Here is a 20,373-nt window from a genome sequence, read left to right on the forward strand (position 1 = left end):
GCAGAAGGGGAGAGATGCATGTCGGGTGAAAAAACGGTGCGGGACTGGCTGCAGCTTGCCGAAAAGGAGCTGAAGCGTTCACCGGAAACGCTCGTCTGGAATACGCCTGAAGGCATCGAAGTCAAGCCGCTCTACACCGCTGACGATCTGCAAGACGTTTCGCATCTGAACAGCCTGCCGGGTTTTGCGCCGTTCACGCGCGGCCCGCGCGCCACCATGTATGCGGGGCGGCCCTGGACTATCCGCCAATATGCCGGTTTTTCCACGGCCGAAGCCTCCAACGCCTTTTACAGAAAGGCGCTCGCCGCCGGCCAGCAGGGCGTTTCCGTCGCCTTCGATCTCGCCACCCATCGCGGTTATGACAGCGACCATCCGCGCGTGGAGGGCGATGTCGGCAAGGCGGGTGTGGCGATCGACAGCGTCGAGGACATGAAAATCCTGTTCGACGGCATCCCCCTCGAAAAAGTCTCGGTATCGATGACCATGAATGGCGCCGTCATTCCGGTGCTCGCCAATTTCATCGTAGCGGGGGAGGAGCAGGGCGTTCCGCGCGCTGCGCTTTCCGGCACCATTCAGAACGATATCCTGAAAGAGTTCATGGTCCGCAACACCTATATCTATCCGCCCGAACCCTCGATGCGGATCATCGCCGACATCATCGAATATACGGCCAAAGAGATGCCGAAATTCAACTCCATTTCCATTTCCGGCTATCACATGCAGGAAGCCGGCGCGACGCTGGTGCAGGAGCTTGCCTTCACCCTGGCCGATGGTAGGGAATATGTGCGGGCGGCCCTCGCCAAGGGGCTGAATGTCGATGATTTTGCCGGCCGCCTGTCGTTCTTCTTCGCCATCGGCATGAATTTCTTTATGGAGGCGGCGAAGCTGCGCGCCGCGCGCCTGCTGTGGTCGCGCATCATGGAGGAATTCAAGCCGCAGAAGGCGTCATCGCTGATGTTGCGCACTCATTGTCAGACCTCCGGCGTCTCGTTGCAGGAGCAGGACCCCTATAACAACATTGTCCGCACCGCTTTCGAGGCTATGTCCGCCGTGCTCGGCGGCACGCAGTCGCTGCACACCAATTCCTTCGATGAGGCGATTGCCCTGCCGACGGAATTTTCCGCCCGCATCGCCCGTAATACCCAGCTGATCCTCCAGCACGAGACCGGCGTGACGAAGGTCGTCGACCCGCTGGCCGGCTCCTATTATGTCGAAAGCCTGACCGATGAACTGGCTGAAAAGGCGTGGGCGTTGATCGAGGAAGTCGAGACGCTTGGCGGCATGACCAAGGCGGTGGCGGACGGCCTGCCGAAACGGCTGATCGAGGAAGCGGCGACACGCCGGCAGGCGGCTGTGGACAAGGGCGAGGAGGTCATCGTCGGCGTCAACCGTTACCGGTTGGAAACGGAAGAGGATATCGACGTTCTCGACATCGATAACGCCGCCGTACGCGCCGCACAGATCCGCCGCATCGAGGAGACGCGCCGCCGCCGCGACGGCAAGGAAGCGACCGCCGCTTTGGAAGCGCTTTCCGAAATCGCCCGCAGCGGCAAGGGCAATATTCTCGAAGCCGCCGTCGTCGCTTCCCGTGCCCGCGCCACGGTAGGCGAGATTTCCGACGCGCTGCGTGTGGCCTTCGGCGACCACGCCGCCGTGCCGGAAGTGGTGAGCGATATCTACGGCGAGGCCTATAAGGATGAACCGGAGCTTGCCACTCTCTCCGCCCGGCTCTCCGGCGTCGCGGAAAGGATCGGGAAGAAGCCGCGCATCATGGTCGCCAAGCTTGGGCAGGACGGGCACGATCGTGGCGCGAAGGTCATTGCCTCCGCCTTCGGCGATATCGGGTTCGATGTGCTGGCCGGGCCGCTGTTTCAGACGCCGGCGGAGGCGGCCGATCTCGCCGTTCAGAACAAGGTGCATGTGGTCGGCATGTCGTCGCTCGCGGCGGGTCACAAGACGCTTGCGCCGCAGCTGGTCGAGGCGCTGAAACAGAAGGGTGCGGAAGATATCATCGTCGTTGTCGGTGGCGTTATTCCGCGTCAGGATTATCAGTTCCTGCTCGACCACGGTGTCGCGGCCATTTTCGGCCCCGGCACCAATGTCATGGACGCGGCCAACAAGGTGCTCGACCTGCTCGAGGGCATCAGGCGAAATGCGTGAGGGGTTGGCAAGCATGTTCGGAAGATTGAACCACGTCGCCCTTGCCGTGCCTGATCTCGATGCCGCCGTTTCGCGATACAGGGCGCTCGGCGCACAGGTTTCCGAGCCGCAAGCGTTGCCGGAACACGGCGTGACGGTGGTGTTCATTGCGGCTGACAATACCAAGATCGAACTGCTTCATCCGCTCGGGGAGAATTCGCCGATTGCCGCTTTTCTCGAGCGGAATCCGGGCGGCGGCACGCATCATCTCTGCTTCGAGGTGCCGGATATTCTGGCAGCGCGCGATGATCTCCTCAAAAAAGGCGTCCGTATCCTCGGCGATGGCGAACCGAAGATCGGTGCGCATGGCAATCCAGTCCTTTTCCTGCATCCGAAGGATATGGGCGGCGTGCTTTACGAACTTGAGCAGGTTTCGCAGACACACGGCTGAAACATAAATCTCCTAGGAGACTGACCCTGTGGGGCACCGCTCACGGCGGCGCTTTCACTTGCGCCTTTCTGGTTCGTTTATTTTCTTTTGACATTCGTTTTGTTTTCGCTTTTATGTAGTTGTCTTTCCATAAAGGGGTTTTTCCCTTGCATTGTCGCGGAGGCTTCATGTCCGGCGAAAACAACATTTTCGATCTTTTTGTCATCGGTGGCGGCATCAATGGCTGCGGCATTGCCCGCGATGCGGTGGGCAGGGGGTATTCAGTGGCGCTTGCGGAAAAGGGCGATTTTGCCTCTGGCACCTCGTCAGCGGCCACCAAGCTCATCCATGGCGGCTTGCGTTACCTCGAACATTATGAATTCCGCCTAGTACGCGAGGCGCTGATGGAACGGGAAATCCTCTGGGCCATGGCGCCGCATGTCATCTGGCCCATGCGTTTCATCCTGCCCGTGCAGAAGGGCGGCGTGCGTCCATCATGGATGGTCCGGCTCGGCCTGTTTCTTTATGACAATCTCGGCGGCCGCAAGCTCTTGCCGCCGACGCGGACGCTCGATCTTCGCAAGGACCCGGCTGGCAAACCGCTGAAGCCTGTTTTCGCCAAGGCTTTCGAATATTCCGACGGCTGGGTGGATGATGCCCGTTTCGTGGTTCTCAATGCACGCGATGCGGCGGATCGTGGCGCGACGATCATGAACCGCACACGGGTCGTTTCGGCGCGGCGCGAAGGCGGGCTGTGGCTCATCGAGACGCTGGACGAAAAAACCGGCCGGCCGGCCATGCACAAGGCCCGCATGCTGGTCAATGCCGCCGGTCCCTGGGTGGACAATGTGCTGTCAGGCGTGTTCGGCCGCAATGACGTGCACAATGTCCGCCTGGTGCAGGGCAGCCACATCATCGTGCGCCGGAAATTCTCCGATCCGCGCGCCTATTTCTTCCAGAACCCGGACAACCGCATCATCTTCGCCATCCCCTATGAACAGGATTTCACCCTGATCGGCACCACGGATCGCGACTACAAGGGCGATCCGGCCAAGGTGCGCATTTCCGAGGAGGAAATCTCGTATCTCTGCAATGCGGCGAGCGACTATTTCAGCGAGCCGGTGCGCCCGGACGATATCGTCTGGACCTATTCCGGCGTGCGGCCGCTCTTTGATGATGGCGCTTCGAAAGCGCAGGAAGCCACCCGCGATTACGTGCTGAAGGTGGAGCAAGCCGAAGGCGAAGCGCCGCTCCTCAATATTTTCGGCGGCAAGCTCACCACCTACCGCCGGCTGGCGGAACACGCGCTGGAAAAGATCGGCACGGCAATCGGTGAAAAAGGCAAGCCGTGGACGGCGGGCTCGCATCTACCGGGCGGCGATTTCGGCGTTCAACGATTTGACGCGCAGGTGAAGACGCTTCTCTCGCGTTATCCCTTCCTGGACGAACGCCATGCCGACCGGCTCGTCAAAAACTATGGCACGAAAGCAGCGAACCTGCTCGGCGCCGCCACCGATATTTCCGGCCTTGGCCGGCATTTCGGCGGCACCGTCTACGAATGTGAAGTGCGCTGGCTGGTGGAAAATGAATGGGCCTTTTCAGCCGAGGATATTCTCTGGCGCCGCACAAAACAGGGCCTGCGTTTGAGCAAGGACGAAGCCGCCGCTCTCGACGAATTCGTGGCTGTGCTGACAGGTATCAGGGAAAAGCCGGAAGCCATGGCGCAGCGGGCCTGAGTACCCGCCGGCCGGCCTCTCATGTTCCCTAATTCCGCACCGGTTTCTGAGCGCCTTCGGCGCTCAGAATGTAATCATCGGCGGCGGAAAGTGCGTGTTCCATGTGGCCTTCGAACACCAGTTCCGGCTCGTTGGGGGCGATGGTGATTTTGGGCATGCCGCCGAAACGGACGGCCTGCGATTGGGCAAGCCCGTCGCGCAGGCCGCTTTCCAGAAGATCGAAATAACGTGTGCCGGTTCCGGTGATGAAGACCGGCATATGGCCATGCAGGCTGAACAGGCGCGAAAGGCCGTTGCCGAGCGCAAGGCCGGCGGTGCGGAAGGCGAAGCGGGCCATGCGCGCGCCGGCGCGGGCTGAAGCGGCGATCTTGTCCACCTCTGCGACAGGTACGAATTTTGCCGGCTCCGCCTGCGGCGGTGCTTCAAAAGCCGAGCGTAGGATGGCGTAGAAGCCCGAATAGGCCTCGATACAGCCTCTGGTGCCGCAACGGCACAAAGCGCCATCGGCGAGATGCAGCATATGGCCGAAATTGGGGGCGCTGACCTCGATTGTGCTGGCTCCGGAGCGGGCAATGCCGAGACCGATGCTGTGGCCGAGCGACAGGGTGACGAGGGCTTCCGGTTTTGGGCCGTCTTTTGCCTGCTCTCGCATCCAGATGGCTTTTGCGGCCAGCAGCGTTTCGTTGTTCAGCGTCACGCGGATGCGACCGTCCTGCGAAATCAATTGCTGGAAATCTATCTTTTCGGTGCCGAGCACCGGAGACCAGACGAGCACTGCTGCTGCCGCGTCCACAAGCCCCTTGCTGCTGATCGACACCTGAAGAATATCGTGCCGGTCGATGCGCGAGCGGTCTGCAAGCCTTGCGAGGCCTGAGAGGATCGAGCCGCCGAACGAACCTTTTTCAGCCGTGATTCTCTGCTCGGTGAAACGGTCCACCAGCTTGCCGGCATAATCGACCAGTGAATATTGCACGCTGTCGGACGAGATGATGATGATCGCGACGTGGCAGAAGGCGCCGTTAGGTGCAAAGAGGATGCGCGGCCGTCCGCGGCCGGCAGCGGCGATCTGTTCCTTACGCAGGATGAGGCCAGTCCGTTCCAGATCGGTGGTGATGACGGAGACGGTGGCAGAGGCGAGACCGGTGAAGGACGACATGTCCGTGTGGGACAGGCTGCGATAAAGGCGCAATGCCGCCATCACCGATAGACTGTTTTTCTGGCGCACCAGTTCCGTGCTTGCAATGGCGGACATGGGCTGGGGCATGCTCCCTGAACGGCCTTTTTTCCTGTCGTGCTTATCCCCTCTGATGGCGCATGCCACGAGCAAGATCAAGGCACCCGGATGCTGCCCGCAGCCGTTGTTGACAGCATGGGGAATCTCTGACATTAATTTTCTCGACTGTCGAGAAAATTGTGAAACCACAGAGACCGACAGCTTTTTCCGGGCGTTTTCCCTGCATGGAGGTGCGGGGCTTCGCCCCTACCGGGAGGACATCATGAATTCATTTGCCAAGCTTTTGGCGGGTACGGCTGTACTCGTTTCCCTGCACACTGCCGCCATTGCGGCTGATCTCGTCGTTGGCGTTTCCTGGTCGAATTTCCAGGAAGAACGCTGGAAAACAGATGAGGCGGCCATCAAGGCAGCGCTCGACAAGGCCGGTGCGAAATACATCTCCGCCGATGCGCAGTCGTCCGCCGCAAAGCAGTTGACTGACGTGGAATCGCTGATTTCCCAGGGCGCCAACGCGCTGATCATCCTGGCGCAGGACAGCGACGCGATTGGCCCGGCCGTTGAAAAGGCCGTTGCCGAGGGTATTCCGGTTGTCGGTTATGACCGCCTGATCGAAAACAAGAGCGCCTTCTACATCACCTTCGACAACAAAGAAGTCGGTCGACTGCAGGCCGCCGAAGTGTTCAAGGTCAAGCCGGAAGGCAACTACGTCTTCATCAAGGGCTCGTCTTCCGACCCGAATGCGGACTTCCTTTTTGCCGGCCAGCAGGAAGTGCTGAAGGCCGCCATGTCGTCAGGCAAGATCAAGAATGTCGGCGAAGCCTATACCGATGGCTGGAAGCCGGAAAATGCCCAGAAGAACATGGAGCAGTTCCTGACCAAGAACAACAACAAGGTCGATGCGGTCGTCGCCTCGAACGATGGCACGGCCGGTGGTGCAATCGCCGCTCTCGCCGCGCAGGGCATGGCGGGTTCGGTTCCGGTGTCCGGTCAGGACGCTGACTTCGCCGCGCTCAATCGCGTTGCGCTAGGCACGCAGACGGTATCCGTCTGGAAGGACAGCCGCGAACTCGGCAAGGAAGCGGCCGGCATCGCGCTTGCATTGGCCGGCGGCAAGAAGATGACCGAGATCAAGGGCGTCACCGCCTTTGATGGCGGGCCGAAGAAGGTCACGATGCAGTCGGTCTTCCTCAAGCCGATCGCCATCACCAAGGACAATCTCGGCACTGTCATCGACGCCGGCTGGATCAAGAAGGAAACGGCCTGCCAGGGTGTGAAGGCCGGATCCGTCAAGGCCTGCAACTGAGACCGTTAGGTTGATGTTTGGGCGCCGCGTCACGAACAGGTGGCGCGGCGCCTTTAAGATGTAAGGAGGACCGGCAGTCCATGGCCGACATGACACAATCCAATTCCACGACGTCCCCCAAGACGGAAAAGACCGGCTCTATTTCGCGTTTCATCAGTGCTACGGAGCTCGATACGCGGCTGCTTGGCATGGTCGGCGCGCTTCTTCTGATCTGGATCGGTTTCCATATTCTTTCGGGTGGACTGTTCCTGACGCCGAGAAACCTCTGGAACCTCTCTGTCCAGACCGCTTCGGTCGCGGTGATGGCGACAGGCATGGTGCTTGTCATCGTTACCCGCAACATCGATCTGTCGGTCGGGTCGATCCTCGGTTTTTCCGGCATGATCATGGGTGTCATGCAGGCGGAAATCCTGCCGCAAATCCTCGGCTTCGAACATTGGGCGACATGGATCGTCACGCTTCTGGTCGGTATTCTCGTCGGCGGCGCCATCGGCATGCTGCAGGGCTCGATCATCGCCTTCCTCAACGTACCGTCCTTCATCGTCACACTTGGCGGTCTGCTGGTCTGGCGTGGTGGCACGTGGTTCGTTACCAGCGGCCGCACCGTGGCACCGATGGATTCCACCTTCCGCCTGATGGGCGGCGGCACCAGCGGATCGATCGGCGCGACATGGAGCTGGATCGCAGCCATCGTCGCCTGCGTCGCCATTGTCGCGGCGATCCTCAATTCCCGTCACCAGCGCCGCCGTTTCGGCTTTCCGCTGCGGCCCGTCTGGGCGGAATATTTCCTGGTGGCGCTTGGCTGCTTCGTCGTCGTCGGTTTCGTGGCTGTCGTCAACAGCTATCCCTGGCCGATCAACATCGCCCGCAACTATGCCGATGCCAATGGCATAGCCTGGCCGGATGGCGGCCTGTTCATTCCGCACGGCATTGCCATTCCTGTGCTGATGGCGCTCGCAGTCGGTGCCGTCATGACCTTCATCGCGACGAGGCTGCGCTTCGGACGTTATGTTTTCGCCATCGGCGGCAACCCGGAAGCGGCGGAACTGGCCGGCATCAAGACCCGCTGGGTCACGGTGAAGATATTCACGCTGATGGGCGTTCTGTGCGCCATCGCCGCGGCAATCTCGACGGCCCGCCTCAACGCGGCCACCAATGCCCAGGGTGAACTTGACGAACTTTATACGATCGCGGCCGCGGTCATCGGCGGCACCTCGCTTGCCGGCGGCGTCGGCACCATAGCGGGCGCGATGCTCGGCGCGCTCGTCATGCAATCGCTGCAATCCGGCATGGTGCTGGTGGGCATCGATACGCCCTTCCAGCGCATCGTCGTCGGTGTGGTCCTGGTCGTCGCCGTCTGGCTCGACACCATCTACCGCGCCCGCGCCAAGTAAGAACCGAGGAGAACTCCAATGACGGACCAAGTCACGCCCCTCGTGGAAATGCGCAATATTTCCATTTCCTTCGGCGGTATCCATGCGGTGGAAAACGCCTCAGTCGATCTTTTCCCCGGCGAGGTGGTAGCCCTTCTCGGCCATAACGGCGCGGGCAAATCGACGCTCATCAAGATATTGTCCGGCGCATATAGGCGCGATGGGGGCGAAATCCTCATCAATGGCGAGGATGCGGATATCCGCAATCCCCGCGACGCCAAGAAATACGGCATCGAAACCATCTACCAGACGCTGGCGGTGGCCGATAATGTCGATGCGGCGGCCAATCTTTATCTCGGCCGCGAGCTGAAGACGAAATGGGGCACGCTTGACGATGTCGCCATGGAAGCCTCGGCTCGCGAGGTGATGGGACGCCTCAACCCCAATTTCCGGCGATTCAAGGAGCCGGTGAAGGCGCTCTCAGGCGGTCAGCGCCAGTCGGTCGCCATTGCCCGCGTTATTCTGTTCGACGCCCGTATCCTCATCATGGATGAGCCGACGGCAGCGCTCGGGCCGCAGGAAACGGCGCAGGTGGGGGATCTCGTCAAGGAACTGAAACGGCAGGGCATCGGCATCTTCCTCATCAGCCACGATATCCATGACGTCTTCGATCTTGCCGACCGGGTGTTCGTCATGAAAAACGGCAAGGTGGTCGGTCATGCGCGAACCGAAGATGTCACCAAAGACGAGGTTCTCGGTATGATCATTCTGGGCAAGGTACCGGCAGGCGCGGTGGCGGGTCCGGGCGCGGTCGTCTCCTGATGACGGGATTTGGCAGTCTTTACTTCCGATATAAATCGAGGCCCGGTAAAAACCGGGCCTCGACAAACGCTAGGAACAAAAGTTCTTGGGGTTGATTATAAAATATATGCGTCCGGTGTGTTTCAGCCCAGCCGGAACCGCAGACGAAAAATGTCTGCGGCTCTGCGCAATTGCAGACGCGGTCGTTTAAAATGCGGTCGTTTTAATGTAGTTCGGCGTGTGCGAAACCGCTGCCGTTCATCTCTGCGCCGGCCTGTGGCAAACCGTGCTGATTGATGTCCTGGGCCAGCGATAACAATGCCATTTCCAGAAAATAGGTCGACATGCCCAGTTCCAGAGATTTGGAGCGCTGGCAGAGATAGGAAACCATCCGCCCGAGCGCCAGAATCTCGTCCGCATTGTCCTCTTCAACTATTGCTGTGGTAGACGCCACCATGATTTCCCTCTCGACAGTCGACAGTATGAAAACGCGTTGATCCCGCGTTATTCATTTTCGACCACATCGAGCGTCACGCGAGCGTCACACCTGCGTCAATCGTCGCTTTTGTCCGTCGGCGTGCCGGCATTTTCAGCCGTTTCGCTCGCGGCGAGCGATGTCACGAGGGCAACGATGCTTCTGCGCACGGTCGAACTCTTGATACGCGAAAACGCCTGGTTGAGCGAGAAGCCCTCATTTGAAGCCACGAAGCTCTGCATGGCATTGATCGTGCCGAGCGCCGGGTTGGCGGGGTCGCCATCGGGCGTGGCATTGGCGAACAGGGAGCTGACATCCACGCCGAGGATCGACGCGATGGCCTGCAGACGGGACGCGCCGACGCGGTTGGCGCCCTTTTCATACTTCTGGACCTGCTGGAAAGTGATGCCCAGTCGCCCGGCCAGCGCACTCTGGCTCATGCCAAGCGATTTGCGGCGCATTCTGATCTGCGTGCCCACATGGACATCGATCGGGCTGGGTAGTTTGGCTTGCATTACAAAATCCTCCTGTTGAGGTTATTAAATTCGATGATCGTCAATTAATATTGTTGAAGGTATACATTCAATACAATTTCCACGGGTATTGTGAACCTTTATTGACAAAGCGCCAGGGTTTTCCATTCATAATCTTGTGTCTGAATCGCGATCGACGATCTTTATTGCACAGCGCAACGCGCCGTTGCGGCTTGAAAGGTGGCTCCATCCAGCTACGCCAATAGGCTGAAAGCCCAGCCCGTCCCAGATTTTCCGGTTCACCGTATCGAACTCCTCAAGCGTTTCAGTATCGCCGAAATGCGGAATCCAGACGAATGGCCGTTTCTGACCGGAACGTGTGACATTTTCAAGAACGACATTGTTGTAAAGTCTGGGCAGGCATTTATTGGTATCGATAGCAGGCGCAACCGGAATGGGGTTGCGTTCAATCGCAAAACCCTGCCGTGCAAGCGAGAGGGCCGAGGCGTCCAGTTTTCGTTTCAGCTCGGTTGCAACACGGACATTACATCCACCATGCGCGACAGGATCGGCGACGAGCAGGAGCGGACGGCCACCGTGTTCGAGACCGGTAACGGAAACGAACTGATCGACGTGGAAACCGCACTGGTGCATCTTTCCCTCGAGTGCTGCCGGGTCGACCGGTATCGCCAGAAGATCGAAGGGGACATTGCTGAGGTCTTGCGGCCTGTACCCGAAACTATGCACGCTTCTGCCGTCGAGACCTTCAATTTTCCGCCGCCGATGTGCGGAGACGGCCGTCGTCCTTCCGATCCCGCTGTTTTCAACAAGGCTGGAATGGCCCACCAGCCGAAAATCCGCGCCAATAAGCTGGTTGCCGCCTGCCAGGGTTACATCCGAATGCGTGATTGCCGCTCCGAGATGCTCGGCCAGACCAGGGCCGACCCTATTTTCCGCCGCCAGGACAAGTTCCGGTGCCGCTCCCCGTCCGCGATCGCTTGCCCGCACATGGAACATGTCCTGTATCCACGGATGCGGGATGTTGTCGTTTCCAGAGAGGGGCACAAGTTCGGAGATGCAGCGGATTGGCAGGCTGGAGAGCCAGTTTCGTGCCGAGGCAAGAGAGGCGCTATCGATCACAAGAATGGAAATGATATCAGAAGGCAGGGCCGAGAGCAGGTTACCGATTGGGATGAGCGGCGAAACGGTGCCCTCTACCCCGCTTTTAGCAAAAAAAGCGGCCGGCAATGCCAGCGCGACCGTGCGGATCAAACCGCCACAATCGGGCACCAGTGGCGGGGAACCGGCGATGGTCAAGACGCTTCTTCTCCCGCTACCCGCCGTGCAGCCAATTGCTGGAAAAACAGGGTGTTCTGCAGTTTCCACGATTGCGGCACCGGGGATGGCAATGGCTCCCCCTTGAGCGCCGCCAGAAGTCTGGCTGCATCGTTTCGTTTGGCGGATACCGCATGGGCGGCGAGCAGATTTGCTGTTGCGGAGCCGAGACCCGCTTCAACGGTGATGGCGCGCCAGGTCCTACGGGTAAAATGCAGGGTGCGCGCGGCAGAGACGAGCGCTTCATATTCCTCCGGGGTGACTGCATCACCGCAGGCGGCGAGCGTGGCCTCGGCATCGACCAGAGCGATCGTCAGCGGGCGGTAGCCGAGTTCGCCGGGCGCGTGGCTCACCGCCACGTCAGCATCGGAAACACGGTGGCTGTCGCGATAGGCTTCGAAGATATCGCCTATGCCGATCATGCCGAAGGCTTCACATTCCGCCGCCCTCAGCGCCCCCATGCTGGCGGCGCCGAAAACCGCGATACCGCTCGACAATGCAAACAGGATTTCCTTGTGCCATACGGCGGCGCAATCGCCGTAGAGACCGTCGATCAGCCCGATCGCCCGCGCACCTTGCCGCACCGCATCGAAAATATCACCGCAGGCCGCCGGTCCGCGACGATCGAGGCCGGAGAGATGTTCATCTGCAATGCCGTGGATGGACGGTCCTGCAAAAACCACCGGCTGCATCAGGTACCTCCAAGATTTAAAAGGTGATCGAGCGTGCGTGGCGAGATGTGTTGCAGGCCGCCGCCGGCCGGGGCGAGGCCGCTGGCCAGAACCCTGACAACATGCAGGCCGGAGACCTCCGTTTCCAGCGGAAAGACATGGATATCCTCGATACCGCGGGCGAAAAGGTGCTCCGCCAGCTGGCGCCATGGCGGCAGAGATAGATCGCTTTCTGGAAAATTGAGATCGGCTGGCATCTGCCGCAACGGCTGCGCACGGGAGGCCGTGGGGCCCGATGTTGACAGGTCGCGTTGATAGCGCAGCGGGGAGAGGTCGTCCCTAGCGCCGCTGATATCAGTCAGCCGCGACTGGATCGCCTCCAGCAGCGCGGCCATGGCGGCGGCGTGGGTGTTCGGGCGGCAGGCCGCACCCGCGGCGCTGCGGGTGGCCGGACCGTCCTCAGCCTGAAGCGAGCGGGGCAGGCTCGCCATCACTACCGGCACGCCGAGCGCATTCGTCAGATCGAAGAAGGACGGCGGCAGGCCGATATTCGAAAGATGTTGAATGAGATCATCGAGGAGCGAGTCCATTCCTGCCGGAAAGAGAAACGGTTGCGGCGTTATGGCGCGCGTTTCGAACGTATCGACGAGAAAGCTGGCGTCGTTTTCAATGAGTTCGAGCAGGGCATGGAGAATCGCATGATCCTGGTCGAACCCGGCCGCGAGCCCTTGCGAGCTCATGCGGAAGGCCTGCCGGTCCCATGGGAAGTCCGCACGGAAGTCCATGCCGATGAGTTCGTAAGGGGCAAAGACCTCCTGCTGCCGGCGAATCGAGGTTCCCTTCACCCAGGCGCGCTCCCTGCGCAGATCGAGAGCGTCCGGATCGATCCGGCCGACGGTTTCGAAGGGAATGAGCGGGATGCCTTTGTTCCGCATCTCCTCGATGGAGCCGAAAGCCGCAACGTGTCTGCGGGTTTCTTCGGCAACCGCGCCTTCGATCGCTTCCATGATCGCCGATAGCCGGGCCTGGTCGGCAACAAGCCCCTTGCCCTGCGAGACGGAGAGGCCGCGCGAATTGGGTCGGGCCGCAAACCAGACGGGGACGCCGATGATGTCGAGACCGGTCACATCGCCGACGCGTGTAATCCCGAACCGCCGAAGCAGTCCGGGATCGAAAAATGAAGCGTCTGCTTGCCCTGAAGCCGCGGTCGCTGACATGGGAGCATCGGCGCCGGTCAAGGCAAGAGGGCCGTCATCAGCGCGCCGTGTTGCTGTCGTCGGCAAGGATGGCGTCGAACAGTTCGCCGGTGACGGAACCCGCCGGGCCGACAGCCTTCAGAGCCGCTTCGATCGGTGCCTGCACCATGCGGTTGAAGTCCCAGCCGGCATCGACCACTTCGCCGATGAAGGCGAAATCGGCTTCGGAAACCACGGCGCCGCCGGCGACGAGGGCTTCGATGCCCTGAATCTGCACCTGATCCAGTTCCGTTTCCTGCTCGCCGTCCTGGCGAACGAGCATGGACTTCGCGGCGGCAGCCACGCGGGCGTAACCGTCCACGCCCGGATGGCTGGCTTCATAAGCGGCAATCGTTTCATGCGATACGGACGCAACCCGAAGCGGCGCCGTGCGAATGAAAAGAACGCCAAAACCCTTTTTTCCGACAATGAAGAAATGCGAGGACATAATATCTCCTATTTGATCCCGGCTAATCGAAGTGCGTGATAGAATCGTTCATTCGCTATCGGGTCTCGGTCCGGAGACAGGCTGCTGATCTCCCTTGCCGTCATACCCGGATAGTTTTCCTGAAGCCTGCTGCCGCTTTCGCGGGCGGCGAGCAAATCGCCATGCAGGGCGTGGCTTGCGGTCAGAACGCGCAGCGCCGGTTCGTCATTTTCCATCCGCCCGCACAGTTCCACCGCCGTGCCGTAATCCTGACGTTTGAAGGCGATGCTGGCACCGGCCCACCAATAGATGTCCGGGGCCAGCGGATTGAGGTCGATGGCCTGCTGAAACTTGTTCCAGGCAATTTCCGCATCGCCAAAATGGGCGAGCGCATCGGCGTGCTGCAGGAGAAGATCGGCGGAGTTGGGCGCCAGCGCCTCCGCCTCGAAGAATTTTTCGGCGGATATGTCAAAATCCCGCTGGTAGAGCGCCACGACGGCGCACATCCAGTGCCCGACGCCAAGTGCCGGATCGATCTCGACGGAGGCATCGGCCTCCGCCTTGGCGCGATGCAGCAGGTGGGGGTCATTGCCCCCCAGCATCAGCCATTCCAGCTGCAGGCTCTGCGCCACCCGGGCGCGGGCGACCGCCAGGCTGTGGTCGAGATCGACCGCCTTGCGGAACAGGGAGCGTGCTCTCCTGAGAAGCGGCAGGTCGCATTTGCCGCGCAGAAGCTGCTGCCCCTCCAGCAATTGCCGGTAGGCTTCGCCGCTGTGGTTACGGTCGGGCTCCACCTGCAGCCGCTCGATTTCGCGGGCAAGTGCTGCCGCCACCTGTTTGGAGAGCAGCCGGAAGGCGGCGTGGATATGCCGCTCTGTCAGCACCGCCTCCAGCGACCAGACGATTTCGCCGCTCGCATCCTCGATCAGCGCAACGGACATGCGGCTGTCGTCGAAGACCGTGGAGATGATGCGGTAATCCGCCCGCAGCATGGCGTAACTGTCGTCTACCCGGTCATGGGCCAGCGCAAAGGTGCTGTGCGGCGAAAGCACGGTGAAGGTGCGGTATCGGACGAGGCTGTTGGCAACATCCTCGACAAAGGCATGCATGATCGTGGGGACCGGCTGCCCGTCTACCCGGGTCGGGCGAATGAATGCAACACGCGGTTTTGCCAATGTTTTTCGGCGGCTGCCTTCTTCCGGCTCCGCCGGGCCGGTTATCGTTGCGGCAAGGCTCTGTATCCGCCGTTTCAGGGCCACGGTTTCCGCTTCCGGCGAGCGGGCCTCCTGACGAAGCTGTTCCATCAGAAGCTGATACATGCCTTCGCAGGCGCTGATATTGCCTATTCGCGCATAGGCCGCCATGGCGGCGCGGTAGGTTTCCTCGCGCTCCGGCTCGATCTTGCAGGCGCATTCTGCCAGTCTGGCAATGTCGTTGGAACTCGCACGCCCAAACCGGGTCAATTCCTCCAGCAGCTGGGTATAGCTCGAAAAGAATAGGTCCTTGAGGCGACGGCGCTCCGAAAGCAGTCACAGGTAGAGATGATCCTGCCCGGCCTCCAGACCCTCCAGCAGATCACCGCCGAATTCGAGCAGGGCATTGAGCCGCCGCATCGGGTCCTCGGCTCTTGCGCCAGCCAGGAAGATGGCAAGATCGGTGCGCTGTGCCAGCGCTCCGGCCTTCAGATCGTTCCCTTCGGTCAGAAGGATGGCGTCATCTTCATTGGGAAGTTTCTGCAGGCGCAGGATGAGCTGCCGCAAGTTGCCAAGCGCTCGTTTCTGCTCGACATTTTCCCACAGCAGCGATGCGGCGTGCTGGCGGGAAAGCGACTGGTTCGGGGCAAGGATCAGGGCGGCGGTGAGGGCAAATCCCTTGGACGGAAAAAATGCGTCCCGCACCGCTTCGCAGCGCGGGGTGCCAAATAGCCGGATCGGTATCAGTTCAGCGTTCCCAGCCACGTTCGTCCCCTCATGAAACATCATCTAACAATGTGCTCGGGAAATTGAAAGTCATCATAGCGTTCCATTTGACGCTGGTGTGACGCGGCCTGTCTATTGTCGGAAACAGAAGAATGAATGACGGGCGGAAAACAGCGGATATGCGGCGGGCAGGCATCGGGATTTTTCGACAGTGATCGCGTTTAACGGAAGCTACATGGCGTTCGAGCCGCGTACCGAACCTTACCAGCGTGCCGACGATGTCGGTTATGCGGTCAGTGAATTCATGTGGTTCAAGGGCCGGCCTTTTTATCCGGTTTCGGCGCTTGTTCATGCGAAGGTCGCCCATGCCAGACTATCGGTGGAAAAAGGCGACGAGGAAGACGAGGATAATCTCGATATTCTCTTTCGCATGCCGCTGGTGGCAGGCGGGCATTTTTTCGAGATCGTGCTGCGGTCGAATGAAGGGACGTCTTACGGCGGCTGGGTGTGGGGAGAAGAACTGGAAATCCTGAATGAATTCGTCAACGGCTATCGCGTTCTGGCGGGGAAGTTCGACGACAGGCTCATCCGGTTTGAATATTCCAGGCGGTTTCAGCGTTATCGGACGCTCGAGCCGCTACCGGTGGAAAAGTCCGTCTTCCTGATCCAGCGTGAGGCAAAACCTTACGCAGGCGGGCGTGGCCTGCCGGAAAAGCTGGCTCCCTGATCGTGGGGACGCTTTGCCGCAAGGGGCGCAAGGCGTGGAGAAAGAGGGGCGATTGACGCGGCGGGGGTCGTGCATATCGCAGCATGCCCGGTAAAGCGCGGCATTACCGGATGTCACCTGAATTTTTTTATTTTTATTGTGTGGAACATTATGATGCCCAATAGAGGTAATGTGTGTAACAGGGGGATATCACCGCAACTTGTGGCGGTGGGCTGTGCTTCCGGCGACAGTGCGCTTTCCGATGCGGAGAGCGTTGAGGATGTGTCGCGTCCACTTCTGCGCAACGACAGGCTTTACGTTGTCAGTGAGCCGATTTCGCAGACGCGGCCACCTTCCGCTTTGGATGATCGGCTCGAGGAGGCTGCGCCGGGCAGGCTCGAAATACGAAATACGGTTGTCGATGCCGATATCAGGGTCGCAAAATGGGCGTGGGCGATATTGGCCATCGCACATTGCTGGCTGATCTATTTCATGGTCCATAATCTCGGTTGATGGCTTTCGCCCGAAGACCGCTGTCTTCAGTCCGCTGATCGCTCAGGGCCACCGCCGCCACGCCGCGCGGGCGCCTGGTTATCCCAGATTTACAGCGTTCGCGGCAACAGGTGCCGCTTCACGAACCGGGCACCGGTTTCAGCCTTTCCCAACAGCCTCTTGCGCGCTCTTTCCCGATGACGCTGCGTATTCGCGGAGATCCCGTTCATCACGCCCGGAAATGTCATAAAGCTGTAAATGAAGAAACTTAATTGAATGATCGGTTTCAACGCAAACCGATCACCATGTTCCCGTCGCTTTCCACCGAGCGGCGGCGACCGTGGACTTTTCTGACGACATCGCGTCGGTCGGCATAGACGACGTCAAAATCGACCGGCCGGACCTGTTTCCATGCGGCACGACGTGTTGCGCTGTCGCACGGCCCCGTATGACCTTTTTAGCCCTGGAGATGACGACGTGAGCAATCTTATAGGTACCGGCTTCAATGCCGGCTCGGACGACGGCGAACTGACCACACTCGAAAGCGATCTGCACGCGCTTGCCGATATCGGCTGCGATACCGTTGAGATTGCGGTGACAAGCCTCGACCTGATCGCCGGCGGCCGCATCATCGAGGAGCGCGCCGAGCGTTTCGTGGCGCTGGCAAAGCAGTTTGGCTTCCGCTACACCGTGCATGGTCTGGTGTCGTCCAATTTCATGGATCCGGTGACATGTCGTTACCAGATCGATGCCGCCAAGGCGCTCGCCGTTCTCTGCGATCGTATCGGTGCGGGTATCCTCGTTCAGCATAGCGGCGCGCTGCGTGCCGACCAGATTGCCGAACGGGCCGATGCCGATGCCCGTGAGCGGGAAGCGCTTTTCGAACTGGCGGAATTCTGCAAGCCCTATGGCGTGCGTATTGCCCTTGAAAACATCTTCTCCACCGAATCCGGCCAATATCGCCAGACGCCCACCGAGGTGGCTGCTACGGTGAAGGCTCTCGGTCACGACAATGTCGTGGCGCTGATCGATTTCAGCCATGCCTATCTCGAATCCACCTATCGTGGCCTCGACTTCCGTACCGAGCTTCGCGCCATGGCGCCGGTTGCCGGTCACCTGCATGTGCATGATTCCTTCGGCCGCCCGCAGGGCTTTTATGAGCCCTATTTCCCGCAGGAGAGCACGGCGTTGGGCATCGGCGACCTGCATATGCCGCTCGGCTGGGGCGATATCGACTGGCAGGACATCTTCTCGGAACTCACCTTCCTGCCGGATACCGTGCTGATGATGGAAATCGGCCGCCGTTACCGCGCCGAGCAGCCGGCAAGCCTCGAAACGGCGCGGCATCTGATGTCGCTGAATGCTGCACGCACCCAGCTCGCTGCCGAGTGATGCACTCTCACAGGGCTTAGTCGCGACGGGTTGATATGTGAACACCGGCAGTCAAATACGACTGCCGGTGAATTAATTCATGCCGCCCAGTCGGAGAGCGAATAGACCCTGATGTAATCGATCATCATCTGTGAGCCGTCGCTGAAGTCGCTGGCCGATGGTGTTCCCGCCATTCCGCCAACGGCCAGGTTGACGACCATATACATGGGGTCATGCATGTCATCAGGCGTCTCCGTCTGGGCAACGGCGACATCGTCGAAATACCAGGTGATATGTTCAGCATCCCATAAGACACCGTAAGTGTGAAACCCCTCCGTGCTCGGCACGCTGACATTGTTGATGACCGATGTCTGCTCGCCGGTGGCATTGGAATGGGTAGACATGATAAGCGTGTTGGGATTCTGGCCGCGCATTTCGATGACATCGAGTTCTGGCGGCCAGGATCCGTCTTCCGGCAGGAGCCAGAAGGCCGGCCAGGCGCCCCGGTCGGTCGGCATATCCGCACGGATTTCAAAATAACCATAGGTCTGGCTGAAGGAAGAATAGGTGTTCAGCATGCCGGACGTATAGTCGTAACCCTCGACTTCATCGGCGATCGCCTGCGCGGTTTCCGCGGCCGTGATGGTCAGGACGCCGTTTTGAACGCTGAACGGATTGACCTCCGCCGTGCCGGCATAAGCGGGGTTGACGTACCATTGCGCCTCGCCATTAGCCGTCAGCGAACTTCCCTTTTCCGGCGCCCACCAATATTTGGCATCCCAGATACCCTGACCGCCGCTGCGCAGCGACAGCGCGTCGAATTCATCGGCAAAGGTCTGGGTAAATGACGATCTGTCGAGGCTGAGTTCGAACTGATCGGCCTGAAGATCGTCCACGGTGGTCCCGGCAAGAACGACGGCTTCGCCATTCGAAAAATTGAGCCAGAGGTCGTTGCCCTGCTGTGTGGCGTTATTGACAAGCTGATCGAAAGACGTGACGCCGTAACCATTGAGGCGGATCGTGTCATTGGCGCTGAAATCCATGATGAGATCCGTGCCGTTACCGCTCGTGAAAACGAAGGTGTCTGCACCGCCGCCGCCGATCAGCACATCGTTGCCGGCCCCGCCGTCGATCGTTTGGCTGCCCGATCCGCCGGTGATGATATTATCGAGCGAATTGCCGAAGGCATAACGCCCGTCGCCCGTTACCCGCAGGTTTTCGAAATTCTCGGGCAGGGTATAGCTCATCCAGGTATCGATGGTGTCGATGCCTTCACCGGCGTTTTCGACGGCGCGATTGATGCTGGAATAGAGATAATAAATATCGTCGCCGGTGCCGCCCGCCATCGTCACGTTTACGGAACTGTCGCCCCACATGGAATCATTGCCGGTAGTGCCGCCAAGCATGGGTCCGGAACCCGTGGCGGAGAAAAATCCGGTGGAACTGCCGCTGTAATAGAGTGTGTCTCCAAGCGCATTCACTACTGTGCGGGCCATGAACCGTCTCCTGTCCGTTCGCGTTGGTGTCCTCACTCCTCCCTGCTTCACACCCTAACAGGGCAAAAAGCCTCTCGTTAGGCCGAATTATGAGGGGTATGTTTCCTATTGGTTGCATCGCGCTGTTGAACGGGCGCGTTGTCATCAGCCGGTTCCGCCTGTTACATGTCCGTTTTTGAACCAACGGCGTGGTCTTGGCGTGCCCCTGTGGGCGATGGCAAGATTGGCTCGGAAGATGCCCGCGCGGCATCTCGGCAGTGGAGTGTCAAAATTGAGCGTAGCCTTTACCAAGGAAGACAGTGCGGAAACCGCAGCCGAAACCGTTCTGCCGGATCGGGTGATCTCGCCTCATCTCAATCTGGTGACGCAGGCCGGGCTGAAGGCGCTGGAACAGCAATTGCAGCTGGCGCGGCAAGCCTGCGAGGCGGCCAATGCCATCGAAGACATCAATGAAAGACGGCGCCTCTCGGCCAGTCCCCTGCGGGACATGCGATATTTCGCGGAACGGGTGCGCACGGCACAACTGATGCCTGATCCGCAGGCGGATGGCGTCGTCGCCTTCGGTAGCCTGGTGACCTTCAGTCGCGATGATGGTCGAACGCAACGGTTCCGGATCGTCGGCGAGGATGAGGCCGATCCTGCTGCGGGCACGATGTCCTATGTTTCCCCCGTTGCAAAGGTACTGATGGGGAAAACGGTCGGAGACGTGGTCAGCCTCGCCGGCAGGGAGATCGAAATCATCGACGTTGCCTGACGC

General features: G+C 60.0%; 18 protein-coding genes and 1 pseudogene. 10 read left to right on the top strand and 9 right to left on the bottom strand.

The features are described from left to right. Nucleotides 1–18 precede the first annotated feature (18 nt). The 3 genes from scpA (at nucleotide 19) to GSF67_RS20560 (ending at nucleotide 4,305) form a co-directional block, all read left to right on the top strand. Nucleotides 19–2,160 carry a methylmalonyl-CoA mutase gene (scpA, locus tag GSF67_RS20550; protein ID WP_006315591.1) on the top strand — a complete coding sequence of 714 codons (2,142 nt, stop codon included), beginning with the start codon at nucleotides 19–21 and terminating at the stop codon, nucleotides 2,158–2,160. 13 nt (nucleotides 2,161–2,173) lie between these two features. After that, nucleotides 2,174–2,590, top strand: a complete 417-nt coding sequence (mce, locus tag GSF67_RS20555) for a methylmalonyl-CoA epimerase (RefSeq protein ID WP_006315592.1) — start codon at nucleotides 2,174–2,176, stop codon at nucleotides 2,588–2,590. A 167-nt stretch (nucleotides 2,591–2,757) separates the two neighbouring features. After that, a complete protein-coding gene (locus tag GSF67_RS20560; RefSeq protein WP_006315593.1) occupies nucleotides 2,758–4,305 on the top strand; it encodes a glycerol-3-phosphate dehydrogenase in 1,548 nt (515 codons plus the stop codon). Between the two features lie 28 nt (nucleotides 4,306–4,333). Here GSF67_RS20560 and GSF67_RS20565 read toward each other — a convergent pair whose 3' ends face one another. Further along, on the bottom strand, nucleotides 4,334–5,557 hold the full coding sequence (locus GSF67_RS20565) for an ROK family transcriptional regulator (RefSeq protein WP_006315594.1): 1,224 nt from the start codon (nucleotides 5,555–5,557) through the stop codon (nucleotides 4,334–4,336). A 244-nt stretch (nucleotides 5,558–5,801) separates the two neighbouring features. Between GSF67_RS20565 and xylF the strand changes: the two genes are divergently transcribed. From xylF to GSF67_RS20580, 3 genes are all read left to right on the top strand, one after another. After that, entirely contained in the window at nucleotides 5,802–6,842 is a 1,041-nt protein-coding gene (gene xylF / locus GSF67_RS20570; RefSeq protein WP_006315595.1) for a D-xylose ABC transporter substrate-binding protein, read from the top strand. Between the two features lie 80 nt (nucleotides 6,843–6,922). After that, nucleotides 6,923–8,236, top strand: a complete 1,314-nt coding sequence (locus tag GSF67_RS20575; RefSeq protein WP_006315596.1) for a sugar ABC transporter permease — start codon at nucleotides 6,923–6,925, stop codon at nucleotides 8,234–8,236. A gap of 18 nt (nucleotides 8,237–8,254) precedes the next feature. Continuing rightward, nucleotides 8,255–9,037 (top strand): ATP-binding cassette domain-containing protein, encoded by a 783-nt coding sequence (locus GSF67_RS20580; protein ID WP_176072078.1) that lies wholly within the window; start codon nucleotides 8,255–8,257, stop codon nucleotides 9,035–9,037. 202 nt (nucleotides 9,038–9,239) lie between these two features. Here the strand turns inward: GSF67_RS20580 and GSF67_RS20585 are convergent, their stop codons facing one another. The 7 genes and pseudogenes from GSF67_RS20585 to GSF67_RS20615 form a co-directional block, all read right to left on the bottom strand. Beyond that, a complete protein-coding gene (locus GSF67_RS20585) occupies nucleotides 9,240–9,473 on the bottom strand; it encodes a hypothetical protein (protein ID WP_006315598.1) in 234 nt (77 codons plus the stop codon). A 95-nt stretch (nucleotides 9,474–9,568) separates the two neighbouring features. Next, nucleotides 9,569–10,006, bottom strand: coding sequence for a helix-turn-helix domain-containing protein (locus tag GSF67_RS20590; protein ID WP_006315599.1), 438 nt, complete (start codon nucleotides 10,004–10,006; stop codon nucleotides 9,569–9,571). Nucleotides 10,007–10,132: 126 nt separating this feature from the next. Further along, nucleotides 10,133–11,281, bottom strand: coding sequence for a hypothetical protein (locus GSF67_RS20595; protein ID WP_006315600.1), 1,149 nt, complete (start codon nucleotides 11,279–11,281; stop codon nucleotides 10,133–10,135). Continuing rightward, nucleotides 11,278–11,991, bottom strand: a complete 714-nt coding sequence (locus GSF67_RS20600) for a TfuA-like protein (protein WP_006315601.1) — start codon at nucleotides 11,989–11,991, stop codon at nucleotides 11,278–11,280. Before GSF67_RS20600 ends, GSF67_RS20595 begins: the two co-directional genes overlap by 4 nt. Then, nucleotides 11,991–13,187 (bottom strand): YcaO-like family protein, encoded by a 1,197-nt coding sequence (locus tag GSF67_RS20605; protein WP_035216469.1) that lies wholly within the window; start codon nucleotides 13,185–13,187, stop codon nucleotides 11,991–11,993. Before GSF67_RS20605 ends, GSF67_RS20600 begins: the two co-directional genes overlap by 1 nt. Before the next feature lie 37 nt (nucleotides 13,188–13,224). Continuing rightward, entirely contained in the window at nucleotides 13,225–13,653 is a 429-nt protein-coding gene (locus GSF67_RS20610; protein WP_006315603.1) for a hypothetical protein, read from the bottom strand. An 8-nt stretch (nucleotides 13,654–13,661) separates the two neighbouring features. Continuing rightward, a pseudogene (locus GSF67_RS20615) lies at nucleotides 13,662–15,614 on the bottom strand (BTAD domain-containing putative transcriptional regulator). Nucleotides 15,615–15,786: 172 nt separating this feature from the next. Here GSF67_RS20615 and GSF67_RS20620 point away from each other — a divergent pair. The 3 genes from GSF67_RS20620 (at nucleotide 15,787) to GSF67_RS20630 (ending at nucleotide 18,141) form a co-directional block, all read left to right on the top strand. Continuing rightward, nucleotides 15,787–16,278: a hypothetical protein gene (locus GSF67_RS20620; protein ID WP_006315606.1), complete on the top strand. Its 492-nt coding sequence runs from the start codon at nucleotides 15,787–15,789 to the stop codon at nucleotides 16,276–16,278. 201 nt (nucleotides 16,279–16,479) lie between these two features. After that, nucleotides 16,480–16,770 (top strand): hypothetical protein, encoded by a 291-nt coding sequence (locus tag GSF67_RS20625; RefSeq protein ID WP_006315607.1) that lies wholly within the window; start codon nucleotides 16,480–16,482, stop codon nucleotides 16,768–16,770. Nucleotides 16,771–17,226: 456 nt separating this feature from the next. Continuing rightward, complete coding sequence (locus GSF67_RS20630) at nucleotides 17,227–18,141, top strand: TIM barrel protein (protein ID WP_006315609.1); 915 nt, start codon at nucleotides 17,227–17,229, stop codon at nucleotides 18,139–18,141. Between the two features lie 77 nt (nucleotides 18,142–18,218). Here GSF67_RS20630 and GSF67_RS20635 read toward each other — a convergent pair whose 3' ends face one another. Further along, complete coding sequence (locus tag GSF67_RS20635; protein ID WP_006315610.1) at nucleotides 18,219–19,616, bottom strand: family 16 glycosylhydrolase; 1,398 nt, start codon at nucleotides 19,614–19,616, stop codon at nucleotides 18,219–18,221. A gap of 271 nt (nucleotides 19,617–19,887) precedes the next feature. Between GSF67_RS20635 and greA the strand changes: the two genes are divergently transcribed. Then, nucleotides 19,888–20,370, top strand: coding sequence for a transcription elongation factor GreA (gene greA / locus GSF67_RS20640; protein WP_035216471.1), 483 nt, complete (start codon nucleotides 19,888–19,890; stop codon nucleotides 20,368–20,370). Nucleotides 20,371–20,373: the final 3 nt, after the last annotated feature.

Source organism: Agrobacterium sp. CGMCC 11546 (assembly GCF_013365515.1).
In the GTDB taxonomy this organism is placed as follows: Bacteria; Pseudomonadota; Alphaproteobacteria; order Rhizobiales; family Rhizobiaceae; genus Agrobacterium; species Agrobacterium fabrum.

Coding starts and splice junctions, on each gene's coding strand:
- GSF67_RS20565 (WP_006315594.1), bottom strand. CDS start 5,557: ATGTCCGCCATTGCAAGCACGGAACTGGTGCGCCAGAAAAACAGTCTA.
- GSF67_RS20635 (WP_006315610.1), bottom strand. CDS start 19,616: ATGGCCCGCACAGTAGTGAATGCGCTTGGAGACACACTCTATTACAGC.
- GSF67_RS20600 (WP_006315601.1), bottom strand. CDS start 11,991: ATGCAGCCGGTGGTTTTTGCAGGACCGTCCATCCACGGCATTGCAGAT.
- GSF67_RS20580 (WP_176072078.1), top strand. CDS start 8,255: ATGACGGACCAAGTCACGCCCCTCGTGGAAATGCGCAATATTTCCATT.
- GSF67_RS20605 (WP_035216469.1), bottom strand. CDS start 13,187: ATGTCAGCGACCGCGGCTTCAGGGCAAGCAGACGCTTCATTTTTCGAT.
- xylF (WP_006315595.1), top strand. CDS start 5,802: ATGAATTCATTTGCCAAGCTTTTGGCGGGTACGGCTGTACTCGTTTCC.
- scpA (WP_006315591.1), top strand. CDS start 19: ATGTCGGGTGAAAAAACGGTGCGGGACTGGCTGCAGCTTGCCGAAAAG.
- GSF67_RS20575 (WP_006315596.1), top strand. CDS start 6,923: ATGGCCGACATGACACAATCCAATTCCACGACGTCCCCCAAGACGGAA.
- mce (WP_006315592.1), top strand. CDS start 2,174: ATGTTCGGAAGATTGAACCACGTCGCCCTTGCCGTGCCTGATCTCGAT.
- GSF67_RS20610 (WP_006315603.1), bottom strand. CDS start 13,653: ATGTCCTCGCATTTCTTCATTGTCGGAAAAAAGGGTTTTGGCGTTCTT.
- GSF67_RS20585 (WP_006315598.1), bottom strand. CDS start 9,473: ATGGTGGCGTCTACCACAGCAATAGTTGAAGAGGACAATGCGGACGAG.
- GSF67_RS20620 (WP_006315606.1), top strand. CDS start 15,787: ATGGCGTTCGAGCCGCGTACCGAACCTTACCAGCGTGCCGACGATGTC.
- GSF67_RS20560 (WP_006315593.1), top strand. CDS start 2,758: ATGTCCGGCGAAAACAACATTTTCGATCTTTTTGTCATCGGTGGCGGC.
- GSF67_RS20590 (WP_006315599.1), bottom strand. CDS start 10,006: ATGCAAGCCAAACTACCCAGCCCGATCGATGTCCATGTGGGCACGCAG.